Source organism: Nocardia violaceofusca NBRC 14427 (genome assembly GCF_963869435.1).
GTDB lineage: Bacteria > Actinomycetota > Actinomycetes > Mycobacteriales > Mycobacteriaceae > Nocardia > Nocardia aobensis.
The window spans coordinates 14,845-39,054 of the sequence record NZ_CAWMPM010000037.1; the positions used below are offsets into that span (position 1 = coordinate 14,845).

The window sequence follows — 24,210 nt, forward strand, 5'->3', positions numbered from 1 at the left end:
TCCCGAAGGGTGTGTCAGATGTAGACGATGCCGGGTTCGGCGGACTTGACCCGGGCCCCGCCCGCCGAATCGCCGAATTCGTATCTGTGGATCGACTCGGGCAGTTTTCCGTTGCCCTCGTGGAACTTCGAGATGCCGTTGTCGGTGATGTTGTAGTAGCCGGACTTGTAGCTCTTGAAGGCCGCTGACAGGCCGACGCTGACCGGGTCCGCACCGGCCGGAATCGGTTCACTGGCCACCGATGCCAGGCGCATGAGTTCGGCCAACGTCGAGGCGGTCGCGGTGTTGGTGGTGTAGACAGCCGCGATGACTTCCGGACTGAACTGGAGATACATGGAGGTCTCCTAACGAGTGCCGCCGACTCTGGTGTGAGCGGTTACAGAAAGAACGCTATGGCATTCCCGCCCTTGGGAATGTTGTGCGGGATAGGCCACATCTTTCCGCTCTATTCCGGCCGTGGCACCCACGCGGCCTGGACCAGATCCCGGCGCGACTGCAGCGGCTCGACGAAGATGCCCCGGCCCACCGGTTGTTTGGTTGCCTTCACATCACCGATCAGCATGCCGTCGAGTTTCGACCCGTCCATGATGAATCCGGAGCTGTTCAGATTCTTGATCTGACCGAGGACGTTGTCGTACAAGGCCATATCGGCCTGTGCGATATTGCGGGCGACGATGAGATGGAATCCGGTGTCGCGGCCGTCGACGATGAGGTCCTTCAACGGATCCAGCGGATTGAGCCCGCCGCGCGCCGAGACCATGTGATAGTCGTCGACCACCACGAAAACCTCGGGGCCGTTCCACCACGAACGTTCCCGCAACTGCTGGGGAGTGACGTTGTCCGGTGGGCGCCGGGCACGCATCGTCTGAGCGAAACCAGGCAGGCTGTCGATGAGATCGCGCTCGCTGGTCAGATAACCGATCAGCTGCTCGTCCGGAATCGCCTCCATATGCTGACGCCGGTAATCGACCAGCACCACCACCGCCTGTGCGGGGGTGAACTGGGTTCGAATCGATTCCAGCAGCGCGGCCAGTACCGTCGACTTGCCGCAGCCCGGCGAGCCGATGACAGCGAAATGGGTGGACGTCCCGAAATCGACTGTGGCCGGACTCAAATCGGATTCCCGGACCCCGAACGGCAGCATCAGTCGTTGGGCGAGTGTCTGCGGCGCCGGGCGGCCGGTGACGATCTCGGCCATGGTGATCTGGGCCGGCAGCAACTTGACCGCGGGCGCGCGGCGGCCCTCGAACCGCCGCTCCAATTCCGCGATCGCCGCGCTCATACCCTGTGCCGCGGTATCGGCGTCGCCGGAACCGTCGATGCGGGGCAGCGCGGTCAGCATGTGCAGGCCATCGGTCGAAATGCAGCGACCGGGACGGTCGGGCGGAATGGAGGCGACCACCGCGCGGTGATTGTTGAAGACGGTGTCGGTGAGATCGCCGAGCCGCAATTCCAGCCGGGTCTGCAGCAGATCTTTGACGTTCGGTCGGATGGCCGCCCATCGCGAACTGCTGACCACCAGATGGATTCCGTAGTTGAGGCCTTGCAGCGCAATGGTTTCCATCACAGGCAGATATTCGTCGAAATACGGCCCGTTGACCGAGAATCCGATATCCCACCCGTCGATGACGAAGAAGACGTCACCGTGGGCGTCACCGCGCGCGGTCAACTCCGCCGATTCCGCCGGGGACTGACGCCGGCGGCGGAATTCACGCATGCTGTCGATTCCCAGCTCGCTGAACAACGTCTGCCGGTGCGCGATCAGATTGGTGATCAGCGCGAAGGTCCGCCGGATCCGGTCCCCTTCCCGCGCCGAGGCCACCGATCCCACATGCGGCACCCCGCGCAGACCGGACAGACCGCCGGAGAAGTCCAGGCAGTAGAACTGCACCTGTTCGGGGCTGTGGGTCAGCGCGGTCGCGATCACCAGGGTTTGCAGCGCGGTCGATTTGCCCGACTGCGGTCCACCGACCACGGCGAGGTGACCACCCGCGGCCGACAGATCCACGGTCCACACGTCCTGACGCTGCTGACGCGGCTTGTCCACGATCGCCAGCGGAATCTGCAGTGCCCCGGGCTGAACGGCGGTGACCAGGCGTTCCAGGGTCGGTGGCACACCGAGCGGCGGCAACCACATCTTGTGCGCGGGACGCCCGTGCCCGGCCAGCTGCGCGAGCACGGTCTCCATCAACGTCACCGCGTCGTTCTCGTCCTCGGATTCGGGCAGGACGAGCCGCGGCTCGACGACCGGTTCCGGACGGGCGGCGACGACATGGGCGGTGGTGAACCGTTGCGGCGGTTTGTATCCGCCGCCGGGGCGCCGGGCCCGCTGCGCATCGGCCGGGGATGCCGCCTGCGCGGGCGGGATATAGGGCGAGCCCACATACGCGGCCTGGAACCGCTGCAGATCGCCCGCGCCGACCCGCAGATATCCCGAACCCGGCTTCTTGGGCAGGTGGTAGGCGTCGGCGGTGCCGATGGCGTCGCGGGAATCGCTGGTCTGATTGGTGCGCAACGCGATTCGATAGGACAGGTGGGCCTCGAGCTCACCCATCCGGTTGGCGGGCACCTTCTGCGAGGCGAGCAGCAGATGGATGCGCAGCGAGCGGCCCAGCCGGCCGATGGCGACGAACAGTTTCGCGAAGTTCGGATGCTGTTCGAGCAGTTCGGCGAACTCGTCGAGGATGATCAGCAGGGTGGGCAGCGGCGCCAGTTGCGCGCCCTGTTCGCGGGCACGCTCGTAATCGGCGACGTTGGCGAAGTTGCCGGCATCGCGCAGAACTCGCTGCCGGCGCGCCATCTCGCCGTTGATCACGTCCTCCATACGGGTGACGAGATCGGCTTCCTCCTCCATGTTGGTGACGACCGCCGTCACGTGGTGCAGGCGGTCGAAGCCGAGGAAGGTCGCACCACCCTTGAAGTCGACCAGCAGCAGGTTCAGCACATCCGGTGAGTGGGTCGCGACCGCCGAAAGTACCAGGGTCCGAAGGAATTCCGACTTTCCGGAGCCGGTGGCGCCGATGCACATGCCGTGCGGGCCCATGCCCTCCTCGGCCGACTCCTTGATATCGAGGTAGACCACCTGTCCGGCGGGGTCGTGGCCGAAGGGGATGTTGAGCCGGGCGCGGTCGATGTCGCGGCGGCGCGGCCACTGCCGCTCCGCGCGGATCGCACCGGGATCGAGGACCCCGACCATCTCCTCCCACGAGGTCCCGGTCCCGGCCTGTTCGGCGACCACCGCCTCCACCACGGTGGACAGCCGGAACGGTGACAGGCCGCGGGCCAGGGCCGTCATCGCCGGAACCGAGATCGTGTCGGCGACACCCACCCGGCGCAGCCCCCGTGCGGTCACCTCGTGCAGTTCGCGATCCTGGGAGACGGTGAATTTCAATGCGCGCGGCAGACTCTGCTCGGTGCTGCCCAAGCGCACCCACGTGCAGCCGTCCACGCCCGAGACGTCGCGTTCGCTGGCCGGCCCGCTGATGTCGACGAGCAGGATGTAGTGCGTGCGATCCAGGGTGGGCTGGCTGTTGGCCGAGAAGGGGCCGCGGTTGAGCCCGGCGAGCACCTTCGACCGCAGTTCGGCGACCGTGCGATAGACCATCCGGCTGGAGCCGATGGCATCGGTCTCACTCGGATGCTGGGTGTGCGGAAGCCATTTGAGCCACGCCCACTGCGGGGCGTCGGGATCGGCCAGCACGGCGGCGACGGCCACCTGGTCCGGTCCGTGCAGCACCGCGATCTCCGCGATCATCGCGCGCACGAGCCCGGCCACCGCGTCCTGATCGCCGTCGAATCCCACCTGCGGGGCCGACAGCAGATTGATCGCGACCGGCATACCGCCCACGGTCGAGTACGCCTTGGCGAACCGCGTGACCTCGACGACGCCGACGGGATCGAGATCGGAGGTCGGGGCGGCCTCGGGCACGATCACCCGGACCTGATTCGCGATGCGCCCCCGGCCGATTCGCACCCGCAGGAACTGCGGGCTGGCCACCTGCACCTCCCACATCCGCTTACCGCCGACCAGGCGGGCGATCTCCGCCGGGCCGGGGTGGGTGTGGCGCAAGTAGGTGTAGAGCTCGGCTTCGGCGGTGTGCACCGTCTTGCGGTTCTCCCCGATCGACCGCAGATAATCCTTGCGTTCCTCGTTGAGCGAGGCGGCGCCGCCGGAACCGTTGCCGCCCATGCCGCCACCGATCATGCCGAACATCGACACCAGCATCATGACGGGGAAGAACATCATCATCGGGTTGACGGCTCCGCCACCGCTGCGGAACATCATCACCATCATCCCGCCCATACCGGCGACCATGACGACCGGCATGATCATCCGAATCCGGGACGGCGGAACGGGTTTGGGCAATTCGGTGGGCGGCTGCAACCGCAGCTCCGTGACCGCCGGCGCCTTCGGCCCGCGTTCGGCACGGGCCGGGCGGACGAAGCGGCGTGTGCTGGTCATGGACCCCCACCTTCCGACTGCTGTGGCAGACCGACCGCGGACTTGTCGGACGGAATTCCGTCGTGCTGGACGCGGGCGTCGCGCTGGGACAGAACCGGGCCGACCGCGAACAGCGACACCACACTCCACGGCGCGGGCAGCGGCGACCGCAGACCGAGCGCGGCCAGGGTCTGATCGCCGATGGCGCCCGGAGCCACATCGATGCCGTAGCGCACGCCGCTGTCGGAGATCCAGTACAGCGACTCCCGCAGCGGCGAGGCCGGATCGGCTCCGGTGACCTGGACGAACCGGCCGGTGCCGCCGGGCAGATACGCGGTGTCGGCGGTGGCACCGTGCGAAGCCGGCGCGGTGACCAGGCCGACGATCCGGCTCTGCTGTTCGGCGGTCAGCGGGAGCCGTCGCCCGTACAACACCTGGGTGCTCGCATTCGGGTCACGGCCGCCGCGGGACCAGTGGTAGCAGGTCACGCCGTAGCGGTTCGCGTCGACGACCTGGACGGCCCGCGCCGGATAATCCTCTGTGCCGGGCCAGGTTCCGGGTCGCAGATTCGCGGCGACCACGTCCGGGCCGACCGCCATGGTGGTGGCCGTGCCGTGCGAATCGGCGTTGCGGACGACAGCGGCCAGCACCGCGCTGATCTGCACCAGGCCCGACTGCGAGGCCAGATAATAGGAGGAGGGGCGGTCGGGGCTCGACACGCTCAGCACCGATCCGACGGGCACCGACAGGCCCGACGAGAGCGTGGTGACCCCGCCCGCGCCGGGCACGTCGGGCACACGCAGCGGAGGCATCTCGGGTATCGCCTCGATCAAGCCGCGCGAGGCCTGCGGAATCGGCATGGTGGCGTCGATACCGAGGGCCAGCGTGACCGCGGAGTCGCGCAGATCGATCGCCGCGCGCACCACACCCTTGTCGCGATCGTCGTAGACCAGCCAGGTGTTGGAACCGTTGCGCAGCAGTCGCGCCTGATCGCCGGACAGCGCGTGGGTGGTCTCGTCGTCGACGGTCAGCGGGCCGCCGATGGCGGTGGTGACCACCGCGGAACCGGCGGTCGTGGGCAGGCCGGTGGTGCGGTCGATCGGTGCGTCCGCACCGGTGCGGGTGGTGTCGCACACCGTCCACGAGGAATCGCTGTCGGTGCTGCCGACGATGCTGTCGGGGGCACCCGGAATTCCCACCCATGGGCCGCGCGGATACTTGTCCAGTTCCTGCTGGGAGACCGGCACCGGGTCGGCCGCCTTACCGCTGATCAGCCGTGCCGAGGTCAGATTCAGCGCCGGATGCAGTCGCCCGGCGACCTTCACGTAGAGCGCGCCGCTGTTCTTGTCGGCGACGATGTCGGCATTGCCGACCTGTTTGGCGGGCTTGAAGAAGGCCATCACCGCGGCGCCGGCGACGACGACGCAGGCCAGCGCGATTCCGATCGAGAGCGCGGTGGATCGGCCACGCTGCGGATCGTCGATCATGGAAACCTCGCGCCGCACCAGCGCGTGCTCGATCCGGCGCAGCAGGAACCGCCACCCCGATATCTGGTGCTTGGTCACCACCCGGAATCGCGCCATGGCGTCAGCTGGTCGCGGCCGGCGCCAAACCCGACAGCGCGGCGGCGATGTCGAAGGCGTCGATCGTCATCAATTCCTCGTTGGTGAGTGCGGCGATATCGACGTTCTCGCGGGTGAAGCGGTAGTCGCGTTCGGCCTCGGCGGCCTCGACGACATTGCGGATGAACCGGCCGTTGCCGGCCAGATCGATCAGCCGGCGTCCGTTCTTGGTCTGCGAGGCGAGCTGATCGCAGCGTTCCCGCAGCACCTCGCGCGCCTGTTCGGACAGCAGCGAATCCTTCTTGCGCGCAATATGATCGGCGATCTGGACCAGTTCGTCGCCACCGTAGCTGGAGAAGCGGATGCGTTTGGTGAAGCGCGAGGCGAGACCGTCGTTGGAGGCCAGGAACCGGTCGATCTGATCCTCGTATCCGGCGATCACCACCACCAGCTTGTCGCGATCGTTCTCCATCCGCGCCAGCAGGGTGTCGACGGCTTCCTTACCGAAGGCGTCGCCGCCGGACAGTCCCTCCTGGATCAGGGTGTAGGCCTCGTCGATGAACAGCACACCGCCGAGCGCGGAATCGATCAGGGCGTTGGTCTTGGGTGCGGTATGGCCGAGGTGGGTGCCGACCATATCGTTGCGCGACACCTCGATCACTTCCGGATTCTCGACCACGCCCAGGCCCGCGAAGATCTTCGCGATGACGCGGGCGATCGTGGTCTTACCGGTACCGGGCGGGCCGGAGAAGATCAGGTGCTGCGATTTGGATTCCACCGCCAGCCCGCGCTTGGCCCGGACCTGATCCATCAGCACGCCGGACTTGAGCCGGTCGACCTGCTCCTTGACCGAATCCATGCCGATCTGGGCCTGCAGCAGGTCCGAGGCCTCCGACAGCAGCGCTTCGCGTTCCTGTTTCGCCGACGCCGCCGCCGCTTCGGCGGGATCGTCGCCAGTGGTGGGATCCCAGAGGTCGGTGCGCGAGGCGAGCAGATCCGGAGTGGTCACCTCCAGCCGGTAGGTCTTGTCGCGAACCGCGCGCTGCCACTCCTCGCGTTCGGACCACAGCCCGGATCCCTGCAGCCCCTTGAGGATTCGATCGGCGTTCTCGTGATCGCCGTTGTGCCGGTACAGCATTCCCAGCAGGAAGTGCGCATCGGCCCAGATGTAGGAGAGGTTGCCCGAGGAGCTGTCCTCCACGATGCGTTGCGCGCGCGGCATCGCCTCGCCGAGACGGCCCAGATGCGCCAGCGCCTGCGCCGCCATCAACTCGGCCGCGATGTCGAGCAGCCCGTCCTCGATGACCGGTTTGGCGGTGCGGGCGGCCAGCACGTCGGACCAGCGCTTGGTCCGGAAGAACAGCGACATCCGCACGAAGTCGGCGACATCGTCGCTGGGTACCTGATCGAGTATGGCGGCCGCTTCCTGCCATTCCCCGCCGTCGGCATAGGAACACGCCTGCGCGATCGCGATCTGATCGCGGTCGGCCATCGCCACTCGCAGGCCGTACATGCCGATTTCGACCTGACACCACAGCGACCGGTCGACCAGACCGGCGCGCTGTTGATCCCGATAGAGGTTGTGGACCGATCGATAGGCGCCGTAGATCACCTCGGAGGTGATGTCGCCGGCCATGGCGCGCCCCATCCAGGCGTCGCACATATCCGGATCCAGATCGGTCGCGGCGCGAAAGGCCGCCATCGCTTGTTGTTCGTTGCGCACGCCCCCGGCGACCAATCCCAGAGATTGAACACCCGTATAGAACGCGTCCTCGGCCGCTGACACCTGGACATCCCTTTCGACGCTCTCGCCTGCCCGAACCATAGACAGTCCCCGACCCGGGCGAAGATCGCCATTTCCCAACCATGGGAATACGCGGATTCGCACGCTCGAGCCTCCGGCCCACCGGGGCACGACCTGCGCGAACAGAGAACGGCCACTAACCCTCACGGTGGGCCGCTATTGAATGTACCGTTATTCGACGGTATGGTTATTCGTGTGGATCGGCAGTCCTCATCCTGACGATCCGCCCTTCGGAACGAGTGCTCGCACACCGCGATCCGGCCACGGGCACTCGTTCCGAATCAGCACACGACAGAGACCATCACATCACCCGCACCACGACGGCCTCACTGGGCATGCGCGACCATTTGACCGTCGAGCCCGAATAAGGCGCCTCGATGACCATGCCGTTGCCCGCGGCCAGCTGCACGTGTTCGGGTCCGCGCGCACTGAACGATCCGGCCGGGAACACCAGATCCCCCGGCCGCACATCCTGCGGCGGAATACGCACGCCACTGTAGATCTGCTCGTACGTGGTGCGCGGCAGGACGACCTTGCCGTCGGTCGCCTCGGCGATCGCGTATTGGGTGAGTCCGGAACAGTCGAATCCGCCGCCGCTCGGCCCCCCGGCCCCACCGCCGCCCCACACATAGGGAAGTCCCAGATACGCGCTCGCCGCGCTCACCGCCTTACCGCCCGCCGTACCGTCCGACGGGACCGGCCGGTGCATCGCCGGCAATGCCCGGGCCGTCCGCGCCACCGACGTGGTCCGTGGACGCGGCCGGCGCCGGCGGCGCCGGCCCGGATTCGAGGTGAGCCGCCCCCGAACGGTTTTCGGTGTCGCGGGCGGGGTGATCTGCGCCGCGTGCCGCTGCGCCTCGGCGAGGTCGGTGTCGACCTGGCGGGCCGCATTCGTCACCGCGGTGTGCGCGGCGTCCAGCAGAGCCGGGCCGCTGAAGCGAGTGTCGCCCACGGCGGCGATGGCACGCAACCGGGTCTGCAGATCGGCGATCTGACCGTTGACCACACTGCGGCCCTTGACCGTTCCGTCGCCGGCGGCGGTTACCGCCTTGTGCACCACCGCATCTCGTTCGGCATGCGCTCCGGCTACCGAGGCGTGCATTCCGGCGGTTTCGTGATACCCCGCCATCAACGCCCCGGTACGCAGGTCGATGGCGGAATTCGACGGGCCCGCCGAGGACGGCGCCGCCTGCACGACGGGACTGCCGGTACCGTAGAGCTTCAGCAGGGAATTCAGAACGCTGTCGAGTCCGACGGTCAGTTGTGGCGACATTCGACCGCCTCGCCATCGCTGCGCATCGAACGCCTCCCGATTCGGCCCGGCTGCCGCAGGACCAGCGAAACTCGCGGAACTTCGCGTACCCGAAGTCGTCCACGACTATGCGGCACCGTCGCCGCGATGCGGAAACCGCATGACTTCCCATTTGCGGGAAGGGCCGACAATGAGGACGAACTCGAGGGAGGCGGTGCAGCGGCATGCCGGAGAACACGGCTGGAACCGAAACTATCGGCCTGCCGAAGCTGTCGCAGGACGGCGTCACACCCACGACCGGATTGCCCGTGGCGGGTAGTGACGGCGTCACCGGCTCCGGCCCGCTGGGGGCGAATGCCTTTGCCGGGCCGCAGTTTCCGGCCGGCGGACCGCAGACCGACACGCGCGTGATCAACGCCCCGCAGACCCCTGGCGCGGGACCGCCGGCCACGCCCGGATCCGCCGGACCACGGCCCGGCGGCCCGCACGAGCCGGGTGGCCCCACCACACCGGGGCCGGGCAAACCGGACCCGACCAAGCCCGGCCCCACCAAGCCCGACCCGACGAAACCCGACCCCACCAAGCCCGACCCCACCAAGCCTGATCCCACGAAGCCCGACCCCACCAAACCGGACCCGACCAAACCGCCGCCCACCACTCCCCCGCCCGCCAATCCCGAGAAGCATTACTGGACGGTCGAACTCGACCCGCCCCCGGGTGCGAAGCCGGCGGTGAAAGCCATTGTCGCGCTCGCCCGTACGGCGATCCAGACCGCGGTCGACCTGCTCGGTCGTGGCATGCCGAAGCCACCGCCGGAGGTGGCCAGTCTGCTGAAGCCGGTGGTGTTCACCAATCTGGGGAAGAGCGACACCACCGTCGGCTACCGGCAGGCCATGGCCGCGGTGAACGCGAAGCAGACCTCACTGCTCGAATACGACCAGGAGATCGCGCGAACCTCGGTCCTGGTGGCCGCCAGCAAGGACGAGACACTCGCCAGTATCAAGAACATCGTCGCCGAACTGCAGGCCGTGGTGAAGGCGGTGCCCGCGAAGGCGACCACCGCCCAGCAGGCCGCCCTCATGCAGCAGATCAGCGCGGCGGTGGCACAGGTCTACCGTCTCGTCGACGCGGTCTACGCGGACAACCAGTCCCGGGCGGGCACCGGCAGCGGCTCGGGGTCCGGTTCCGGCACCGGCACCAGTTCCTCCAGCGGTTCCGCGTCGGGCGGTACCTCGGCATCGGGCGGGGGCGGCGGTCTCGGGGACATCCTCGGCCAACTGCTGCCCATGGCCGCGATGATCCTCCCGATGGGAGCGATGGTGGCGATGCCGCTGGTCACCCAGGCGATGCAGAAGAACCAGAAAGACAAAGAGGCCGAACTCCATTCGAACGGCGAGGTCACCCCCGGCACCGGCGCCGCACCGGCGGCCACGGACCCGAACGCGGCCGTTCCGAACGGCGCCGGACCGGCCGCCGCGCCCGCTGCCGTGGCACCCAACGGTGCGCCGACCGCCCTCGCCCCCGGCGCTGCGGCGCCAGGCACCGCCGCGCCCACGCAGCTGGCGGGCGCCACCGGCCAGACTCCCGGCACCCCGCCGCCGATCACGGCCCCGGCCACCGGTGCGTCGGCCAAGGATCGGACGAAACCACCGACCGCCGCGGCCGCCCCGAATGCCGCGACGCCGGAGGAGCCGGAGAACGCGAGCGAAGTCGCGCCATAACGCGCGACAAACCGGGCGAGTTACCCGAGCGGTGCCGGTGGGCGAGCGAATCGCCCACCGGCACCGCTTTTTTCAGGGGCGTCCGGTCACGTCGGGTGCGGAGGCGTCCGGAGCCGAGACCGCACCGGGCGGCGGCCCGCCGGCCGTCGGCGGTGCCGATACCGTGGGAGGCGCGACCTGCGCGACGGGGGCGGCAACCGAGCCGCTCGACGCCGCCAGGCGCGAAACCCGTTCCTCCACGCCGGTGGACACCGCGGCCGGAGCGGGGACGAAGCGCGGATGCTTCACGATCTGCTCGTGGGCATAGACCGCGTCGCGCAATTGCTGGCGCGAGGCCTCGCCGGCCAGCAGCAGAACCAGTTCGTTGCAGCGACGTTCGAACACGAGGGCGCGCAACGCCGCGGCCTCGTCGTCGACCCGCAATTCGCCGACGTCGACCCGTCCGACGTCGACCCGGTGCGGCAGCATGGCCGCGGTGAGCAGATCGTCGGCATCGCGCAGTTCTTCCCACCAGGAGGCCGGGATCGGGCGGCCGGACCCGAGCGCGGACAGGATCCGGTCCCGGATGCCGCGCGACTGCGCCGCGTCGGGGCCGCCGGGAGCACTACCGGCGACCAACCGGTGGGCCTCGGCGGCCAGTTCCTCACAGTGCGCGCGGATCTGCGCATCCGGCACGGCCGCAACGTGTTCCAGGGCTTCGCCGGAGCCGGCGAGGGCCAGCCGGTCGGCGGTGTCGGGAGTGAACACGCGCAAATCGACGTCGTAGGAGGGGCCGACCAGATCCTGCATGGCGACGCTCGGGAACCGCTGCCGCAGTCCGTGGTCGATCGATCCGGACGAGACCAGCGCGGTCAGCTCCGCACCGGCCTTGCGGCCCCACGCCAGACCGAATTCCGCCAGCACCCGCGCCGGATCCGAGACGCCTTCCCACGGCGATGCCGGATCGCCGGAACCGTCGGCGAGCACGTCGTCCCAGATCCACGGCGAGGACACCTCGCGCGGCAGATACAGCCCGGCCGGGAACCAGCCGCGGGCCTCGTTGGAGGTGATGAACACGCCGGCGCCGGCGGGGCCTCGCAGCACCGCGACGGCCCAGTGCAGGCCCAGCACGGCCGAATCCACCGCCGCCAGCACCGCACCCAGCAGGGTGCGGGCGATCAGCAGATCGTTGTCCACGGCGTCGCCGACGACATAGGCCGGTTCGGCCTCGGCGTCCTTGGCCTTGGCGACGGCGGCCGCGAACGGGGTCGGCACCGGAACCGGCGGCAGATCCCCGGCGGCGGTGGTGCCGTTCGGCCCCTGCCCGCGCTCGTCGGGGCCGAAACCGGACGGCGGGCCGGCCGGACCACCCGGAGGTACCACACCGGACGGCGGCGTCGTGCCCAGCGGGCCGGACGACGGGCCGGCGGGACCACCGCCCGGTCCGGCCGGACCCCCGGCGGCGGACGGGCCGGTACCCGTGCCCGTGCCCGTGCCCGTGCCCGCACCCACCGGCGCCGTTCCGGGGGTGGCGCCGGTCGAATCCGGTGCGGCCGACGATGTTCCGGGTGCTGCGCCCGGCGCGACGCCCACCGGGGTGTCGGCACCGGTGTCACCGGGCGTGTGGGCGCCGGCATCGGCGGGCCCGGAGCCCGGCGCGCCGACCTGCGGTCCGGTGGGTGCCTGGGTGCCCGGACCGGGCAGGGAGGGCGATTGCTGGTAGGGCGTGCTGCCGGATCCGTTCGTGTCGTCGTACCGGCGGATGTTCGCGGCGCCGTCCTCGTCGCTGCGTTCGAAGGCAGCGGCGGCCGCACGCAATTTGGCCGCGGTATCCCGGTGTTCCTTGGCCAGTGCGATACCCGCGTTCTGTCGCGCCTGGTAGTAGTCCTGCAGGGCGCCGAGTACCGGGTCCGCGATATGGCCGTAGGTGTTGGGGAATTCCCGCAGCCAGTCGGTGGGAGGTTTGGCCCATTCCAAGGTGTCTTCGGCGACCCGGTCGTGCTGAAGGGCCAAATCGAGTAAGACCGCAGGGTCGACTTCCATGCTGCCCGACATGCCGAATCAGATCCTTCCCACCGGTGACGTCCTCATTGTCGAGCCTTCCCATTCGCGGGAAGGACGCGGCGGCGAGGCCCGGCACGCCATCGTGTGCACTACCGAGGCGGCGGCGCGGTGATCGTCGGGCGGCGCACCGGTTCGGGCGTGATCGTGCCGACCGGGTCGGCCGCCAGATATTCCGCCACCTGCCCGTGTGCGTAGACGATGTCGCGCAGCCGCTGCCGGGACGGCTCCCCCGACATCAGCAGGACCATTTCGTTGCAGCGGCGTTGCGCGACCGACAGCCGCAGGGTGGCCGAATCGGTGGCGGATCGACCCGTGGAATGCTCGGAACGCAACTCTCCCAGGGGTACGCGCGAGACGTCCGCCCGCAGCGGCAGCATGGAGGCCGCCAGGAGTTGATCGGCGTCGAACAGTTGCTCCCACCATTGCGCCTGCACCGGACCGCCCTGCAGGATCGTCTGCATGATGCGCTGGCGGAGTTCGGCGGCGCCCAGGGAGGCGAACGGATCGGGACCCGACACCGCGAGCCGCTGATGCGCGTCGTAGGCGAAGTCCAGCCCCCGGCTGCCGATCCGGTCCGCGGGGATCGCGGCGACCCGTTCGAGGACCGGCGGCGCGGTCACCAACTCCAGGCGGTCGGCCAAACCCGGTGCGGGAGTGGAGAAATCCATGGTCACCCCGGGCTCGACCGCCCCCTCGAGCGCGACCTCGCCCAACTGCCGGGCCAGCAGCTCGTCGAAGGACGCCGACGACACCAGCGCCGACAGCCGGGCCCCGGTGCGCCGCCCCCAGCTCAGCGCGAATTCGGCGAGTACCCGGGCCGGATCGGCCAGACCCTCCCAGGCCGGCCCCTCGGCCACCGACCACACCCACGGTGTCGACAGTTCGCGGGGCAGGAAGACACCGGGCGGCAACCAGCCCCGGCCGTCGTTGGACGTGACGAACGCGCTCACGCCACCGTCGTGGCGCATGATCGACACCGCCCACTCGATACCGACGGCGGGTGGGCCACCGGCGGCGAGCAGACTCGCGAGCAGGCTGCGTGCCAGGACCAGATCGCCGTCGACCCGTTTCCCCAGCATGAAGGTGGGTGCCGCCGCGGCCGCCATCGCGGCGCCGACCGCATCGCGAACCAGGTCGCCGCTGCCGGCGGTCGTCTCCTCCTTGCCGGAGCCCGGCTCGTGACCACCGGGCGACTTGTGATCGCCGGTGGCCTTGTGGGCACCGGCGCCCGCCTCCCCGGTGTGGCGGCCCGGCGGATGGCCCTTCGCGGGCCCGGTGGCCGGCGGCGCCGTGACGCCGGGCGCGGATACACCGGGAACCGACCCGGTCGGCCCGCCGGGTGCTGGCGTAACCCGTGGCGCCGCAACCGAATTCCGGGAATCCGGCGCGGATGTCGCCCGCGGGTCCGCCGTCGGCCCCGCGGCGGCGGGCGCGTTCGCGCCCGGCGACCGGTCCGGCGCGAAGCCGGGTTGTTGTGGTGTGAACATCGACATCTGCGCCGCCACACCCGCGGCCACACCCCACGACGGCGGCCCGTCCGCTCCGGCCGTGTCATCGGTGCGGCGACCGGACCCGATCGCGACCTCCGGCGCGCCCGATTCGCCGGTCCGCCGCTCATCACCGGAATCGCCGGTGCCGGCGGGACTGTCACCGGCCGGACTGTCGCCGCCGTCGCTGTCGCGGTGTGAAACAGTTTGTGCCGCACTGGTATCCGAATGTGCCGAGGGTGGCGCGTCCATCGCCGGATGCTCCGGCGCCACTACCTGGGCCGCCGGGGGCCCACCGTCGGCCTGCGGCGCCGACATCGGCCCGATCGCGCGGCCGCCGCCCACCGGCGCGGCCTGCGGCGCCGGACCGGAGCCCGGCTGCACCTGTACGGCGGGCCCGGCAGGCGTCCCGTCATCCGGTGCGGGCGCGTGGCCGGCGCTCGGATCCGCGTGATCGGGTGAGACGACGTCCCAGCCCGGAAGCCGCGACATCGGCAGTTGTCCGTTGGGCCGCAGGAGATCCCGCAGATCCTGCAGACTCGGCAGATGCGGGACGAACGGTCCGCCCGACGGCGGCAATCCCCGGGGCAGCGACCGAACGCCGTGGGTCCCGGGCCCACCCGGACCGTCGCTTCCCGCACGAGGCGAGCGGTATCTCGGCCCGCCACCCGGGCCGTCGGAGCCCTCCTGCCCGCCACGCCACGGCCCCGGCTGCCCCAGCGCCGCCGCGATCGCCGCCAGTTCCGGCAGACCCTGCGGCCCGACCTCGCGCAGCGCCGCCGCCGCGATATCGTCCACCTCGGCGCGAGCCTCGGCGAGGATCCTCCGGATATCGCGTTGGAGGCGTGCGTCCGCCTCGCTACCGTCCCCGCCGGCTTCCTCTTCCTTCTCCCGCGCCGCCGCCGCGGCTGCCCGCGCCGCGCGAATCCTGCGCAATGCGCCGTCGACGGCGTTGAGGATCCGGTCGCGGGTGCGGTCGACCAGACTCGACATCTGCCCGAAGGTATCGGCCGCGGCGACCAGAGCGTCGACGAATCCGCGCAGTGTGCCCTGCTGCGCCAGCAGCTCGTCCTTGATCGGCTGCAGGCTCGCGCTGGAGCGGACCCGATCGTCGAAGGCGCGCCGCATGCGATCGGCCTCCGCCGGATCCAGCGCCTCGGCTCCCTCGCGCGCCAGCGCCTCCAGTCGGCCCCAGGCGCGCGGAGAGATCTCCGGCCAGTTGTCCCTGACGATGGCCTTCCAGTACGGGCTTTCGCGCTCCGGGTTCATGCGGATCAGACCGATTCGGACCGTACGTGTCCGCCGCCGTCGATATCGGCGTTCTTCAGGCCCGTCGCGGTGCCGTGGGCGCGGGTATGGGTGGCGTGGGTCCGGCCGCGCAAGTCCGTGGCGGCGGTCTCGAACCAGCCGGTGACCTGATCGAAGACGCCCTTCAAGCGGAAGTCGAGCGGTGCTGCCGGGCGCTCGTCGACGGTCCAGCCGCCGGTGGTGGCGCCGACCTGGTCGGCGAACGATATTTTGGCCGCTGCGACCTGACCCGAGACGGCGATGACGTCATCGGGATCGTCGATATCCAACATGGCGGGGACCTGTCTCGAAAGTGACTGCGCTGGTCAGGAATTGGTGCCGAATTCGGCGATCTCCATGGCACGGTAGGAGGATTCGGTGGGCAGATCGAACGAGTCGATCGTGTACGGCCGGGTGCCGTTGTACTCCATCTCCGAACGCAGGCCCACCCGCGATTTCGTATGCGCGAGCCGAGCCAGTCGCAGGATCTCGGCGGCCAGCCAGGTATCGCCGTTCTCGCGCGCGTCGTCGGTGAGATGCAGTCCGACGACCTCACCGTCGCGATCGCACGCGACGCCGACGGTGTGATCGGGGTTGAACACCTCGTAGACGCGGTTCTGCCAATCCGGTGCGGGCGGAGCGAGTTCGTCCTCGTCGTAGTCGTCGTAATCGGACATGGTCGGACTCCTGTCGTTGATGCGAAGCTAAGGACCTGTGACGATGCCCGGAGCGGACACCCGCCCGGGCGGCGCAGAAACGGCGGGGCCGGGCGGTTGCCCGGAGGCGACCGCATCGTCGGCCGTGCCCGACAGCCGGGCGGCGATGGCCGACCACGCCTCGTCGCCGACGGTCATGACCTGGTGCAGCTGCCAGAATCTCGTACCCAGATACATTTCCCCGGTGCCGTCCGGTCCGACATCCAAGTGGTCCGGGCCGTCGGTGGCCGGGTTCAGCGTGATCGTCGTCAGCGGCGGCTGCATATCGTCGACGTTGACGATCGTGGCGCTGCTGCCCGGTATGAAACTGGTGCGGCAGCGCGGGTCCGAGGCCGGTGTCAGCTCGGCGCTGTTGGTGGTGATGGTCACCTCCGGATTCAGCAGCAACTGCAGCACCCAGGAGCGCGCTGCCGGCTCGGGACGCGCGGCGGTGATCGAAATCGCCAGCGACGCCGCCAGATCCACCACCAGTACCGCCTGCGAGCTGGTGACGCCGACGACGACCAGCCGGCGCGCGGTGCCCACCGGATCGGGCAGATCGTCGGCGGCGAAGGTCATGGCGGCCGACCCCGCTCCGGCCCCGGTGACCGGATAGGCGTTGACCGTGCCCGTGGCCACGTCGATCGTGTAGGCGGCCAGCAGATCGGGTGTCCGCTCGGCCAGTCCGGCCAATCGCACCAGACCCTCACCGTGCAGCCAGCGCACGGTGTCGGCGACGGTCACACCTCCCGGATCGGTCACGAAACCTGCTCCGGCACAGCGGGTTCCGATGCGTCCGAGGCGTCTCCCCAGGGATCCTGCGACATCAGCAGCTCGTACTGGCGACCGGCGTCGGCACTGCTCTCCCGGATCGCGGCGATGATCTCCGCGACCAGCTCGTGTGACTCGAACCGGTCCACGGTGCCCGGTGCCAGATACAGATCGGTGAGCCGGCCCATCGCGTCGACCTCGGGAATGACCGCGCCGCTCGGCGAGGGCCGGCGGGCGCGGATGGCATCGATCTTCTCGCGCAGGTCGGCGATCTTGTGCCGGAGGTCGCGCGCGGCGTCCAGGGCCGCCTGCACCTCGGGATGGATATCACTCATGCGGAACCTCCGGTTTGCGTCGGAGCCTGGTTGGCCGGTCCTGGTGTCGCCGGTGTCACGGTCGGCGCGATGGTGGGCTTCTCACCGATCACGGCGTCGGTATGCGGCGTGTCGTCGACGTACATCAGGCGATCGGGATGCCAGGCCACCACCCGATTGCGCTCGTTGTTCGCACCGCCGCCGCCCATGCCGGGAGACATCGGCATGTACGGCATCATCGGCGAACCGGTGCCGGCCGCGCGCGCCGCCGTCCCGGCCGAATTCTGCAGCGATTCGATGACCGGCGTCCGCGGCAGATTCGACGACGCACTGCTCACCGCTCCCGTGACCGATCCCACCGTGGGCATCGGCCCGACCGCGACGGGCGAGGACGTCGCCGAACCGATCGCGCTGGTGAGGTCGCCGATCGGAGTCACGTCCGCGCCGACGCCGCCGCCACCGCCGGAATACCCGTAATCGCCCCCGCCGGTGTCGTATCCGTAATCGCCGTAGCCGTAGTCGTCGAGGGAGCCGGTGCCGAGATCGTTCGATTGGTTCATGCCCATCATCGGCATGCCGGCGGCCATCATGCCACTCATCACCGTCGGCAGCATCGAGGCGAGCGTGCTCATCATCTGGCTGCTGTCGCCCGAACCGTTGGACTGCCCGGATGTCGATGCCGCCGTTCCGGTTTCGGAATCTCCGGCATTCTGGGCCTGCTCGACACCCACCGTCGAGTAGTAGGAGCCGATCGTCTCCGCCGACCGGGCGTTCTGCTCCTGGAATTTCGCCAGCGCGGCCTGGATTCCGAGTTGATTCTTCGAACGCATGGACCGCACCAGTTCCTTGCGCGCGGCGATGATCTCCTCCGGGGTGGGGTGTTTGGCTTTCGCGGTGTCGAAAGCCTTGGTGTACGTGTCGATTCCGTCGGCGAGTTTGCCGAGCGTGGAGCCGAGCGTATCCAGCCACGTGCGATGGCGGCCCAGCCGCGCGGCGGCGTCGGAGCCGACCGGTGTCCAGTGCTGCATGACGGAAGCGGCGCCGTCGACACCGGTCAGGGCCGCCGCATGCGTCGTGCCCAGATAGTTCCGGACGTCGGAGACGAATTGGGTGGCCGGTCCGGTACCGGGTCCCGCCCGGAGCTGCTGGGCGAAGGTCAGCGGATCCACCGCACCCCCCGAGGTGGGCAGGCCGAAACTCGGCGGGCGGCGCAGCGCCGGCGGATCGATGTCGGACACCGGATTCGCCAGCACCTCCCCACCGGAGCCGCCGATGACGCGTGCGCCCTCGTCGTCGGCGTCGGTGTAGCGCTGCGCGGCCTCGCCGATCTTGTGCGCCGTCCGGTGCACCTCGTGCAGAATGCCCGCCATCCCGTTCATGAGGCTGGCAGCATGGGTGTTGAGCTGCGGAACCGCCTGCGCGGAAATGGGATCGCTACCCGCGGGCAGCACCCAGCCCGTGGGCATCGACGCACCGGTGCCTCGCGCCAGCTCGGCCAGTGCCGCCGCCGCGGCGGCGAGTTCGATCGGATCGACCTGTAACGCCACACCTGCCTCCTCTCACCACAGCCTCAGGTCGGCGTCCCGACCGCGGCCGACAACACCCCACCCTGCTGATCTCCGGGCATCGGCATCCCCGGCGCCGCATCCGCTTGGTGGTCGGGGGCCGTGGCCTCGATACCGCGCGGATGCTGGAATTCGGTGAATGTGCCGAATTCCCCGGCCTTTCCGGACATCGTGTCCATCTTGTCGGAGTCCAGCTTCTGCAGTTCACCGTCGATGATCGCTTCGATGGTGCCGTCGGTGCCGGACCCGAACACCACGAGCACGGCGGTGGTCTTCTCCCAGACACCGACGTCGCCGGTCATCAGCTGGTTGGGATCGATGTGATCGCCGATCTGCTTGTTGTCGCTCCACTTCGCGGTCGTCTTCTCGTACGCCTTCTGCGCGTCGGTACCGCCGTGATTGCCGAACGCCGCGTCGAGCGCCTGCGCCACGATGAGCGACACCTTCTGCGTGCGCCCGTCGGGGAACGGGTATTCGACGGTGCCGTCGGCCCCGGGGGTACGTCCCGGTGGCACCGCACCGGCCTGCTGGCTCTGCGAGGACGACGCTCCCTTCGGCGCCGCATCGGACTGCGCGGTCGCGGGTGCGGGCGACGCGGCCGGCTGAGTCTGCTGCGGAGTCGCGGCCGCCGGTTGCGCCGAGACCACGGGCTGCTGCGGATACATCGGCTGCATTCCGCCGTTGCGACCGTTGAGCCCCTGATCCTGCATCTGGCGCATCATCTGCATCTGAGCGAGCATCGGCAGCATCTGACTCATCATGTCGCCCATACCACCCATGCCCGAGCCCATTCCCGAACCGAGAGAGCTCATTCCGGAATCCGGTGAGGTCATACTGGCCGGAGTGGCCGAGATCGGGCTCGTACCGCTCGACGAACCGGTGCCCAGCCCGCTGGGATCCGACGCCGAATTCGAGCCGGTGGACAATCCGTCGGTGAGCGAACCGCCGGTGCCGGTACCGGTTTGATCGGTGCCGGTGCCGTCGAGGCCGAAATCCGTAGGGGTGTAGGAACCGTCGCCGCCGGTGCTGCCCTGCTCACCGAGCAGGTTGGGATCGTAGGTGGTGCCCCCACCGCCACCACCGCCACCGCCGCCCTTGGCGGCCGCGAGCTGCTGTTGGAGCGACTTGTTCTGCTCCGTCAACGTTTTGACCTGCTCGGTCAGCTTTTTCAGCTTCTCCGCCTCGGTCTCGACGCCATCGCCGTTGGCGTCTTGTTTACTCTTCGCATCGTTCATGATCGTCTCACCTTCTTTCAAGCCGGTGGAGACGTAGGTCATGATGTATTCGTTTTCATTCTGATTGTCATCGGGCGGGCTGGCCGCGGCTGTATTGAATTTCTCGATCCATTGCGCGACCTTGTTCTGACTCGATTCTCGATCCTCGATGGTCTTCGTGACCTTCTCGAAGACCTTGTTGTGTGCATCGAGCATGGTTTCGAACGCAGTCCGGAGAGAGTAGGCCAGAAGTTGGTAATTACTCATCGCGTCGGATCGGAGATCGGACATATTGAGGCTGACCTGCGGGATGGCGTCGGCTTTCGGAAGCTGCTTGATATCGCCCGAACCGTACGCCTTCCATATCCCGACCACGACCGTGACGAGCTGCACATCCATGAGACTGATAGTCGCCGGCTGGAGCTTGAACCGGGCATCCTGAGGATACGGTTGCGGGCTCACACCGTAGTCGTCCGGAACCAACAGCGGCGGCATCTGTTTCGTAGAGGTTTCTGCCATCTATTGTCACACCTACACTGGGACCGCGCGCGGCGTAGCATCCGGGGCCGGCTGCTGCGTAATACCCGATGCGGCCGCCGGCTGTTGCGCCACGGTGCCGCCTTGGTAATTCAATGTGGCAGCGGCGCTGTCGCGGAAATTATTTCCGGATAGATCCGCACCCGCCGGACGGACCGGAATGGCCTTGATCTTCGGCGCACCCGCATCGGCTTCCGGGTTGTAGATCGCGCTGCCGAGAGTTCCACCGGCGCCACGCAGCACCGCACGGCCCAGCGATCTCTGCAGACCCTTACCGCCACCGCGAGCGGCCACATTCTTGACGGTTTTCAACGGGATCTTGCCGATCAGCCCGACGCCCTTGCCCAGCAGACCCTTGGCGAGCAACTTCTCGCCGAACATGCTGCCGATCTTGCCTCCGGGAACCGCGGCGAGCGCACCGGTGATCGCCGCGGCCTTGAGTCCATCGGTCACACTGCCGGTTTCGATGCCCGTCCAGATCCCATCCGTCGCGGCGCCGGCGACCGCACCGACCACGGGTATCGCGGAGACCGCACCGACGACCACGTCCTTCAAGCTGAGCCCCAGAAAACTCATGAGATCACCTATCTGCGACGAGCACCCGGACTCGAACCGAACAGCCGCGACGTTGGGTTGTTGCGACACTCACGACGACTTCATTGTCGATGATTCCCAGGACTGGGAAGTGACCATCGCGGCCGCACCAGTCAGGATGATTCAGGAGGATCCTGACGGTCCGGGAGGAGGGCGCGCAGTGACGAATCTTCGCGGTGAACCGCCCTCGGCCGGGACTGTCGCGCAACGGGTTCCGATGCCCCGTGCGTCGAGGTGAGCCGAGATGACGAGCGCGGAGACATGGCAGGCCACCGTAGCCGACGACATGCCGGAGCCGGCCGAATCGGAATCCGGCACCGGCGACGGCCAATCCGCCAGACCGACGCCGTGGTCCAAGCCTGCGCGGCAGAGCTCGGGGCGTTCCGGTCCACCGATCTCCGGCAGTCCGGCGGCATCCGACACCGCGACGCCGGTCTCGGATTCGATTCGGCCCGAGCAGTCTTCCGGCCCGCGCACGGTACCGGCCGCATCGTCGGTTCCGGCGTCCTCCGCATCGACGTCACCGTGGGCGGCCGGCCGGGCGGCGCCCGCGGAATCGGCGGCTACGCCGGCGACCGTGACGAACTCCGCCGTTCCGGCGTCGGCGCCCACTGCCGGTTCGGGCCTCGTGACCCCCCGCTCCCCGGCTCGCGGGGCCGAGGACAGCGCGGCCGACGACGGCGGGATGGCCGATCCCAGTGCGCTCACCTCGGCGATGCTGCCCGCCATGAGCATGCTGCCGATGCTCGCCTCCGCCCTCGCCGGTCTCGGTAAGAACGGTTCGGGCGCACAGCAATCCGGCAACGGCGGCGGAACCGGCGGCAACGGAAGCGGCGGGCTGACGCCGGAGGCCCAGCAGGCCCTCGACGCACTCCGGAAACTCAAGGACACCTACGGCGACGAGGGCAAGGTGGCGACGAGTCCCGATTCCGGCGGCAGCGGAAAACAGCTCGACACCCGGACCGGTTCGGGCAGCAGCGCCGGCAGCGGGAGAACGGCCGCGCAGATCAAGGCGCATCAACTGTTCCAGCGCAATGCGGCCACGGCCTTCAACACCCTCGACAATGACCTCGTCGACTACATGCGCCGCCACGCGGGAAAGCACACCATCGACAAGAAGGCCGTCGCCCAGCTGCTGCGCGATGTGGATACCGCGCTCGCCCAGCTCGGATCGGCGGCCTACACCAAGACCGGGCAACTCCAGGTCCACCGGATTTTGACCAAGGCGCTCGAACAGGCCACTCGCATCGTCGGCGGCGGCAGCGCGAACTCCAAGGAGGCGGCATCCGAGATCAACCGCCTCACCAAGCAGTACATGTACAACCTGTCGGGCCAACGGTTTTCACGCTCGGGCGGATCGGGGACGAAGGTCGGCGGCACCGTCGGACAGTGGATCCAGCAGGCGCTGAGCGTGCTGGCCGCCGCCGGAGTCGATACGAGCCGCATAGATCCGCAGGCGATCGCGATCATCATCCAGTACGAATCGGGTGGTAATCCGTCGGCCACCAACAACTGGGACAGCAACGCCGCCAACGGAACTCCGTCGATCGGTCTGATGCAGACCATCGGCCCGACGTTCAATTCGTATGCGCTGCCCGGCCATCGCAACATCTACAACCCGGTCGACAATATCGTCGCCGGAGTCCGGTACGCGATCTCTCGTTACGGCTCGGTCAGCAATGTGCCGGGTGTGGTGGCCGTTCGCAACGGGCAAGCCTATCGGGGCTACTGATGGCCGGGACACGAGATTCGGCCGAACCGGCCGACGGCGCCGGACCCCAGACCGGAATCGCCACGTCCGAACCACGCTCGCGCGCGAGCCGATCTCCGGCGCCGGCACCCGCAAGACCTCGCGGCGGTCTTCCCTCGACGCTGCCGGGCACCGGGGCCGCCACTGTCGCTCCACCGAGCTCACCGGCGCTTCCCGCCGCCGTTCCGTCCGCGGGCACCGCGGCGGCCGCGTCACTCGCCGGCGGTTCGGATATCGCGATGCTGGCCGGGGCGGCGGGCCCCCTGGCGATGGCCGCGATGAGCACGTTGAATTCGATCGCCGGCCATTTCGGTGAGGGTGTCCCGAGCGCGGAGACGGGCCGATCCGCAGCGCCGCCGACCCTCGCCGACACCGGTGCGCCGACCGGCCCCATCGCCTGGGACAGCGGCGCCGGAGCACAGTATTCCGCAGTGCGCCAGTCGAATTCGGCCGAGTCCGGCGCCTTGGGCGAGGTGAATACCGAACTGCGCCGCATTCTCGGAAGTACGGTCGAGGACACCATGGCGGGGCGGGCGGCGATGGCCGCGATCATCGCCGAGACCGATGCCGCGCTGACCGCGCTCGGCAAGGTCGGCACCGGCGCCGCCGCGCAGAGCCAGGTGGTCGCCGCGCTGGATGCCGCCCTGCAGCGCGCCGGTTCGGTCCTGCGCGGCGGGCAGGCGCAGTCGGCGGTCAGCGCCGAGCAGATCAACGCGCTGGCCGCACGCTATATTCGGGATTCCGGTGGCGGCCGCCCGGCCCGGGTGTATCGGGCGGCCGGCGCGAGCGGCGGGCCTCCCGGGACGCGGCCGGCCGGGGCGGTCGGTCAATGGATCGACCAGGCGATGCAAATCCTGCGCCAGAACGGCTACGACACCAGCCGCATCGATCCGGCCGATATCGCCACCATCATCGCGCACGAATCCGCCGGAAATCCGCACGCGATCAACAACTGGGACAGCAATGCGGCGGCCGGAACGCCGTCCAAGGGCCTGATGCAGACCATCGACCCGACCTTCGACGCGTATGCCCTTCCGGGACACCGGGATATCTGGAATCCGGTCGACAACATCATCGCCGGTGTCCGGTACGCGATCCATCGCTACGGATCGGTCGATCGAGTACCGGGCATCGTGGGCATGCACCGAGGGACCGGTTACGTCGGCTACTGAA

18 protein-coding genes are annotated in these 24,210 nt (G+C 68.9%); 3 read left to right on the forward strand and 15 right to left on the reverse strand.

What is annotated here, in order from left to right; all coding sequences use genetic code 11:
* Window positions 1–14: 14 nt before the first annotated feature.
* The 5 genes from AC5592_RS28015 to AC5592_RS28035 all read right to left on the reverse strand — a co-directional run bounded on the left by AC5592_RS28015 (window position 15) and on the right by AC5592_RS28035 (window position 9,080).
* The gene (locus AC5592_RS28015; RefSeq protein ID WP_036508131.1) at window positions 15–335 is read right to left on the reverse strand and encodes a PE domain-containing protein; all 321 of its coding nucleotides are present in this window, start codon (window positions 333–335) and stop codon (window positions 15–17) included.
* Window positions 336–445: 110 nt separating this feature from the next.
* Window positions 446–4,462 carry a type VII secretion protein EccCa gene (eccCa, locus tag AC5592_RS28020; RefSeq protein WP_051025347.1) on the reverse strand — a complete coding sequence of 1,339 codons (4,017 nt, stop codon included), beginning with the start codon at window positions 4,460–4,462 and terminating at the stop codon, window positions 446–448.
* Entirely contained in the window at window positions 4,459–6,024 is a 1,566-nt protein-coding gene (eccB, locus tag AC5592_RS28025) for a type VII secretion protein EccB (RefSeq protein ID WP_063065954.1), read from the reverse strand. The genes eccCa and eccB overlap by 4 nt, the downstream gene beginning before the upstream one ends.
* Window positions 6,025–6,028: 4 nt before the next feature.
* Window positions 6,029–7,789 (reverse strand): type VII secretion AAA-ATPase EccA, encoded by a 1,761-nt coding sequence (gene eccA / locus AC5592_RS28030; protein ID WP_036508126.1) that lies wholly within the window; start codon window positions 7,787–7,789, stop codon window positions 6,029–6,031.
* Between the two features lie 319 nt (window positions 7,790–8,108).
* Window positions 8,109–9,080: a C40 family peptidase gene (locus AC5592_RS28035; RefSeq protein ID WP_036508123.1), complete on the reverse strand. Its 972-nt coding sequence runs from the start codon at window positions 9,078–9,080 to the stop codon at window positions 8,109–8,111.
* 203 nt (window positions 9,081–9,283) lie between these two features.
* On the opposite strand from AC5592_RS28035, the gene AC5592_RS28040 reads away from it, so the two are divergent.
* On the forward strand, window positions 9,284–10,780 hold the full coding sequence (locus AC5592_RS28040) for a hypothetical protein (protein ID WP_063065955.1): 1,497 nt from the start codon (window positions 9,284–9,286) through the stop codon (window positions 10,778–10,780).
* 72 nt (window positions 10,781–10,852) lie between these two features.
* Here AC5592_RS28040 and AC5592_RS28045 read toward each other — a convergent pair whose 3' ends face one another.
* The 10 genes from AC5592_RS28045 to AC5592_RS28090 all read right to left on the reverse strand — a co-directional run bounded on the left by AC5592_RS28045 (window position 10,853) and on the right by AC5592_RS28090 (window position 21,995).
* Window positions 10,853–12,814, reverse strand: coding sequence for a type VII secretion target (locus AC5592_RS28045; protein WP_084507317.1), 1,962 nt, complete (start codon window positions 12,812–12,814; stop codon window positions 10,853–10,855).
* Between the two features lie 98 nt (window positions 12,815–12,912).
* Window positions 12,913–15,579 (reverse strand): hypothetical protein, encoded by a 2,667-nt coding sequence (locus tag AC5592_RS28050; RefSeq protein ID WP_063065957.1) that lies wholly within the window; start codon window positions 15,577–15,579, stop codon window positions 12,913–12,915.
* Between the two features lie 5 nt (window positions 15,580–15,584).
* Entirely contained in the window at window positions 15,585–15,890 is a 306-nt protein-coding gene (locus AC5592_RS28055; protein WP_036509604.1) for a hypothetical protein, read from the reverse strand.
* Between the two features lie 33 nt (window positions 15,891–15,923).
* Entirely contained in the window at window positions 15,924–16,274 is a 351-nt protein-coding gene (locus AC5592_RS28060; protein WP_036509607.1) for a hypothetical protein, read from the reverse strand.
* Window positions 16,275–16,301: 27 nt separating this feature from the next.
* A complete protein-coding gene (locus tag AC5592_RS28065) occupies window positions 16,302–17,054 on the reverse strand; it encodes a hypothetical protein (protein ID WP_063820483.1) in 753 nt (250 codons plus the stop codon).
* Window positions 17,051–17,398 carry a YbaB/EbfC family nucleoid-associated protein gene (locus AC5592_RS28070; RefSeq protein WP_036509609.1) on the reverse strand — a complete coding sequence of 116 codons (348 nt, stop codon included), beginning with the start codon at window positions 17,396–17,398 and terminating at the stop codon, window positions 17,051–17,053. Before AC5592_RS28070 ends, AC5592_RS28065 begins: the two co-directional genes overlap by 4 nt.
* Window positions 17,395–18,924, reverse strand: coding sequence for a PE domain-containing protein (locus AC5592_RS28075; RefSeq protein ID WP_063065958.1), 1,530 nt, complete (start codon window positions 18,922–18,924; stop codon window positions 17,395–17,397). Before AC5592_RS28075 ends, AC5592_RS28070 begins: the two co-directional genes overlap by 4 nt.
* Window positions 18,925–18,947: 23 nt before the next feature.
* On the reverse strand, window positions 18,948–20,555 hold the full coding sequence (locus tag AC5592_RS28080) for a hypothetical protein (RefSeq protein WP_157122275.1): 1,608 nt from the start codon (window positions 20,553–20,555) through the stop codon (window positions 18,948–18,950).
* 132 nt (window positions 20,556–20,687) lie between these two features.
* Window positions 20,688–21,269 (reverse strand): hypothetical protein, encoded by a 582-nt coding sequence (locus tag AC5592_RS28085; RefSeq protein WP_063065960.1) that lies wholly within the window; start codon window positions 21,267–21,269, stop codon window positions 20,688–20,690.
* 141 nt (window positions 21,270–21,410) lie between these two features.
* Complete coding sequence (locus AC5592_RS28090) at window positions 21,411–21,995, reverse strand: hypothetical protein (RefSeq protein ID WP_198163956.1); 585 nt, start codon at window positions 21,993–21,995, stop codon at window positions 21,411–21,413.
* On the opposite strand from AC5592_RS28090, the gene AC5592_RS28095 reads away from it, so the two are divergent.
* Window positions 21,973–23,019, forward strand: coding sequence for a DUF4226 domain-containing protein (locus AC5592_RS28095; RefSeq protein WP_198163957.1), 1,047 nt, complete (start codon window positions 21,973–21,975; stop codon window positions 23,017–23,019). The two genes, AC5592_RS28090 and AC5592_RS28095, sit on opposite strands and share 23 nt — an antisense overlap.
* A complete protein-coding gene (locus AC5592_RS28100) occupies window positions 23,019–24,209 on the forward strand; it encodes a lytic transglycosylase domain-containing protein (RefSeq protein WP_232329586.1) in 1,191 nt (396 codons plus the stop codon). Before AC5592_RS28095 ends, AC5592_RS28100 begins: the two co-directional genes overlap by 1 nt.
* Window position 24,210 lies beyond the last annotated feature (1 nt).

Bases quoted from the DNA above. Each gene is read 5' to 3' on its own strand.
- AC5592_RS28015 (WP_036508131.1), bottom strand. From the start codon at position 335: ATGTATCTCCAGTTCAGTCCGGAAGTCATCGCGGCTGTCTACACCACC.
- eccCa (WP_051025347.1), bottom strand. From the start codon at position 4,462: ATGACCAGCACACGCCGCTTCGTCCGCCCGGCCCGTGCCGAACGCGGG.
- eccB (WP_063065954.1), bottom strand. From the start codon at position 6,024: ATGGCGCGATTCCGGGTGGTGACCAAGCACCAGATATCGGGGTGGCGG.
- AC5592_RS28035 (WP_036508123.1), bottom strand. From the start codon at position 9,080: ATGTCGCCACAACTGACCGTCGGACTCGACAGCGTTCTGAATTCCCTG.
- AC5592_RS28040 (WP_063065955.1), top strand. From the start codon at position 9,284: ATGCCGGAGAACACGGCTGGAACCGAAACTATCGGCCTGCCGAAGCTG.
- AC5592_RS28045 (WP_084507317.1), bottom strand. From the start codon at position 12,814: ATGTCGGGCAGCATGGAAGTCGACCCTGCGGTCTTACTCGATTTGGCC.
- AC5592_RS28050 (WP_063065957.1), bottom strand. From the start codon at position 15,579: ATGAACCCGGAGCGCGAAAGCCCGTACTGGAAGGCCATCGTCAGGGAC.
- AC5592_RS28055 (WP_036509604.1), bottom strand. From the start codon at position 15,890: ATGTTGGATATCGACGATCCCGATGACGTCATCGCCGTCTCGGGTCAG.
- AC5592_RS28060 (WP_036509607.1), bottom strand. From the start codon at position 16,274: ATGTCCGATTACGACGACTACGACGAGGACGAACTCGCTCCGCCCGCA.
- AC5592_RS28070 (WP_036509609.1), bottom strand. From the start codon at position 17,398: ATGAGTGATATCCATCCCGAGGTGCAGGCGGCCCTGGACGCCGCGCGC.
- AC5592_RS28080 (WP_157122275.1), bottom strand. From the start codon at position 20,555: ATGGATGTGCAGCTCGTCACGGTCGTGGTCGGGATATGGAAGGCGTAC.
- AC5592_RS28085 (WP_063065960.1), bottom strand. From the start codon at position 21,269: ATGAGTTTTCTGGGGCTCAGCTTGAAGGACGTGGTCGTCGGTGCGGTC.
- AC5592_RS28095 (WP_198163957.1), top strand. From the start codon at position 21,973: ATGGCCGATCCCAGTGCGCTCACCTCGGCGATGCTGCCCGCCATGAGC.
- AC5592_RS28100 (WP_232329586.1), top strand. From the start codon at position 23,019: ATGGCCGGGACACGAGATTCGGCCGAACCGGCCGACGGCGCCGGACCC.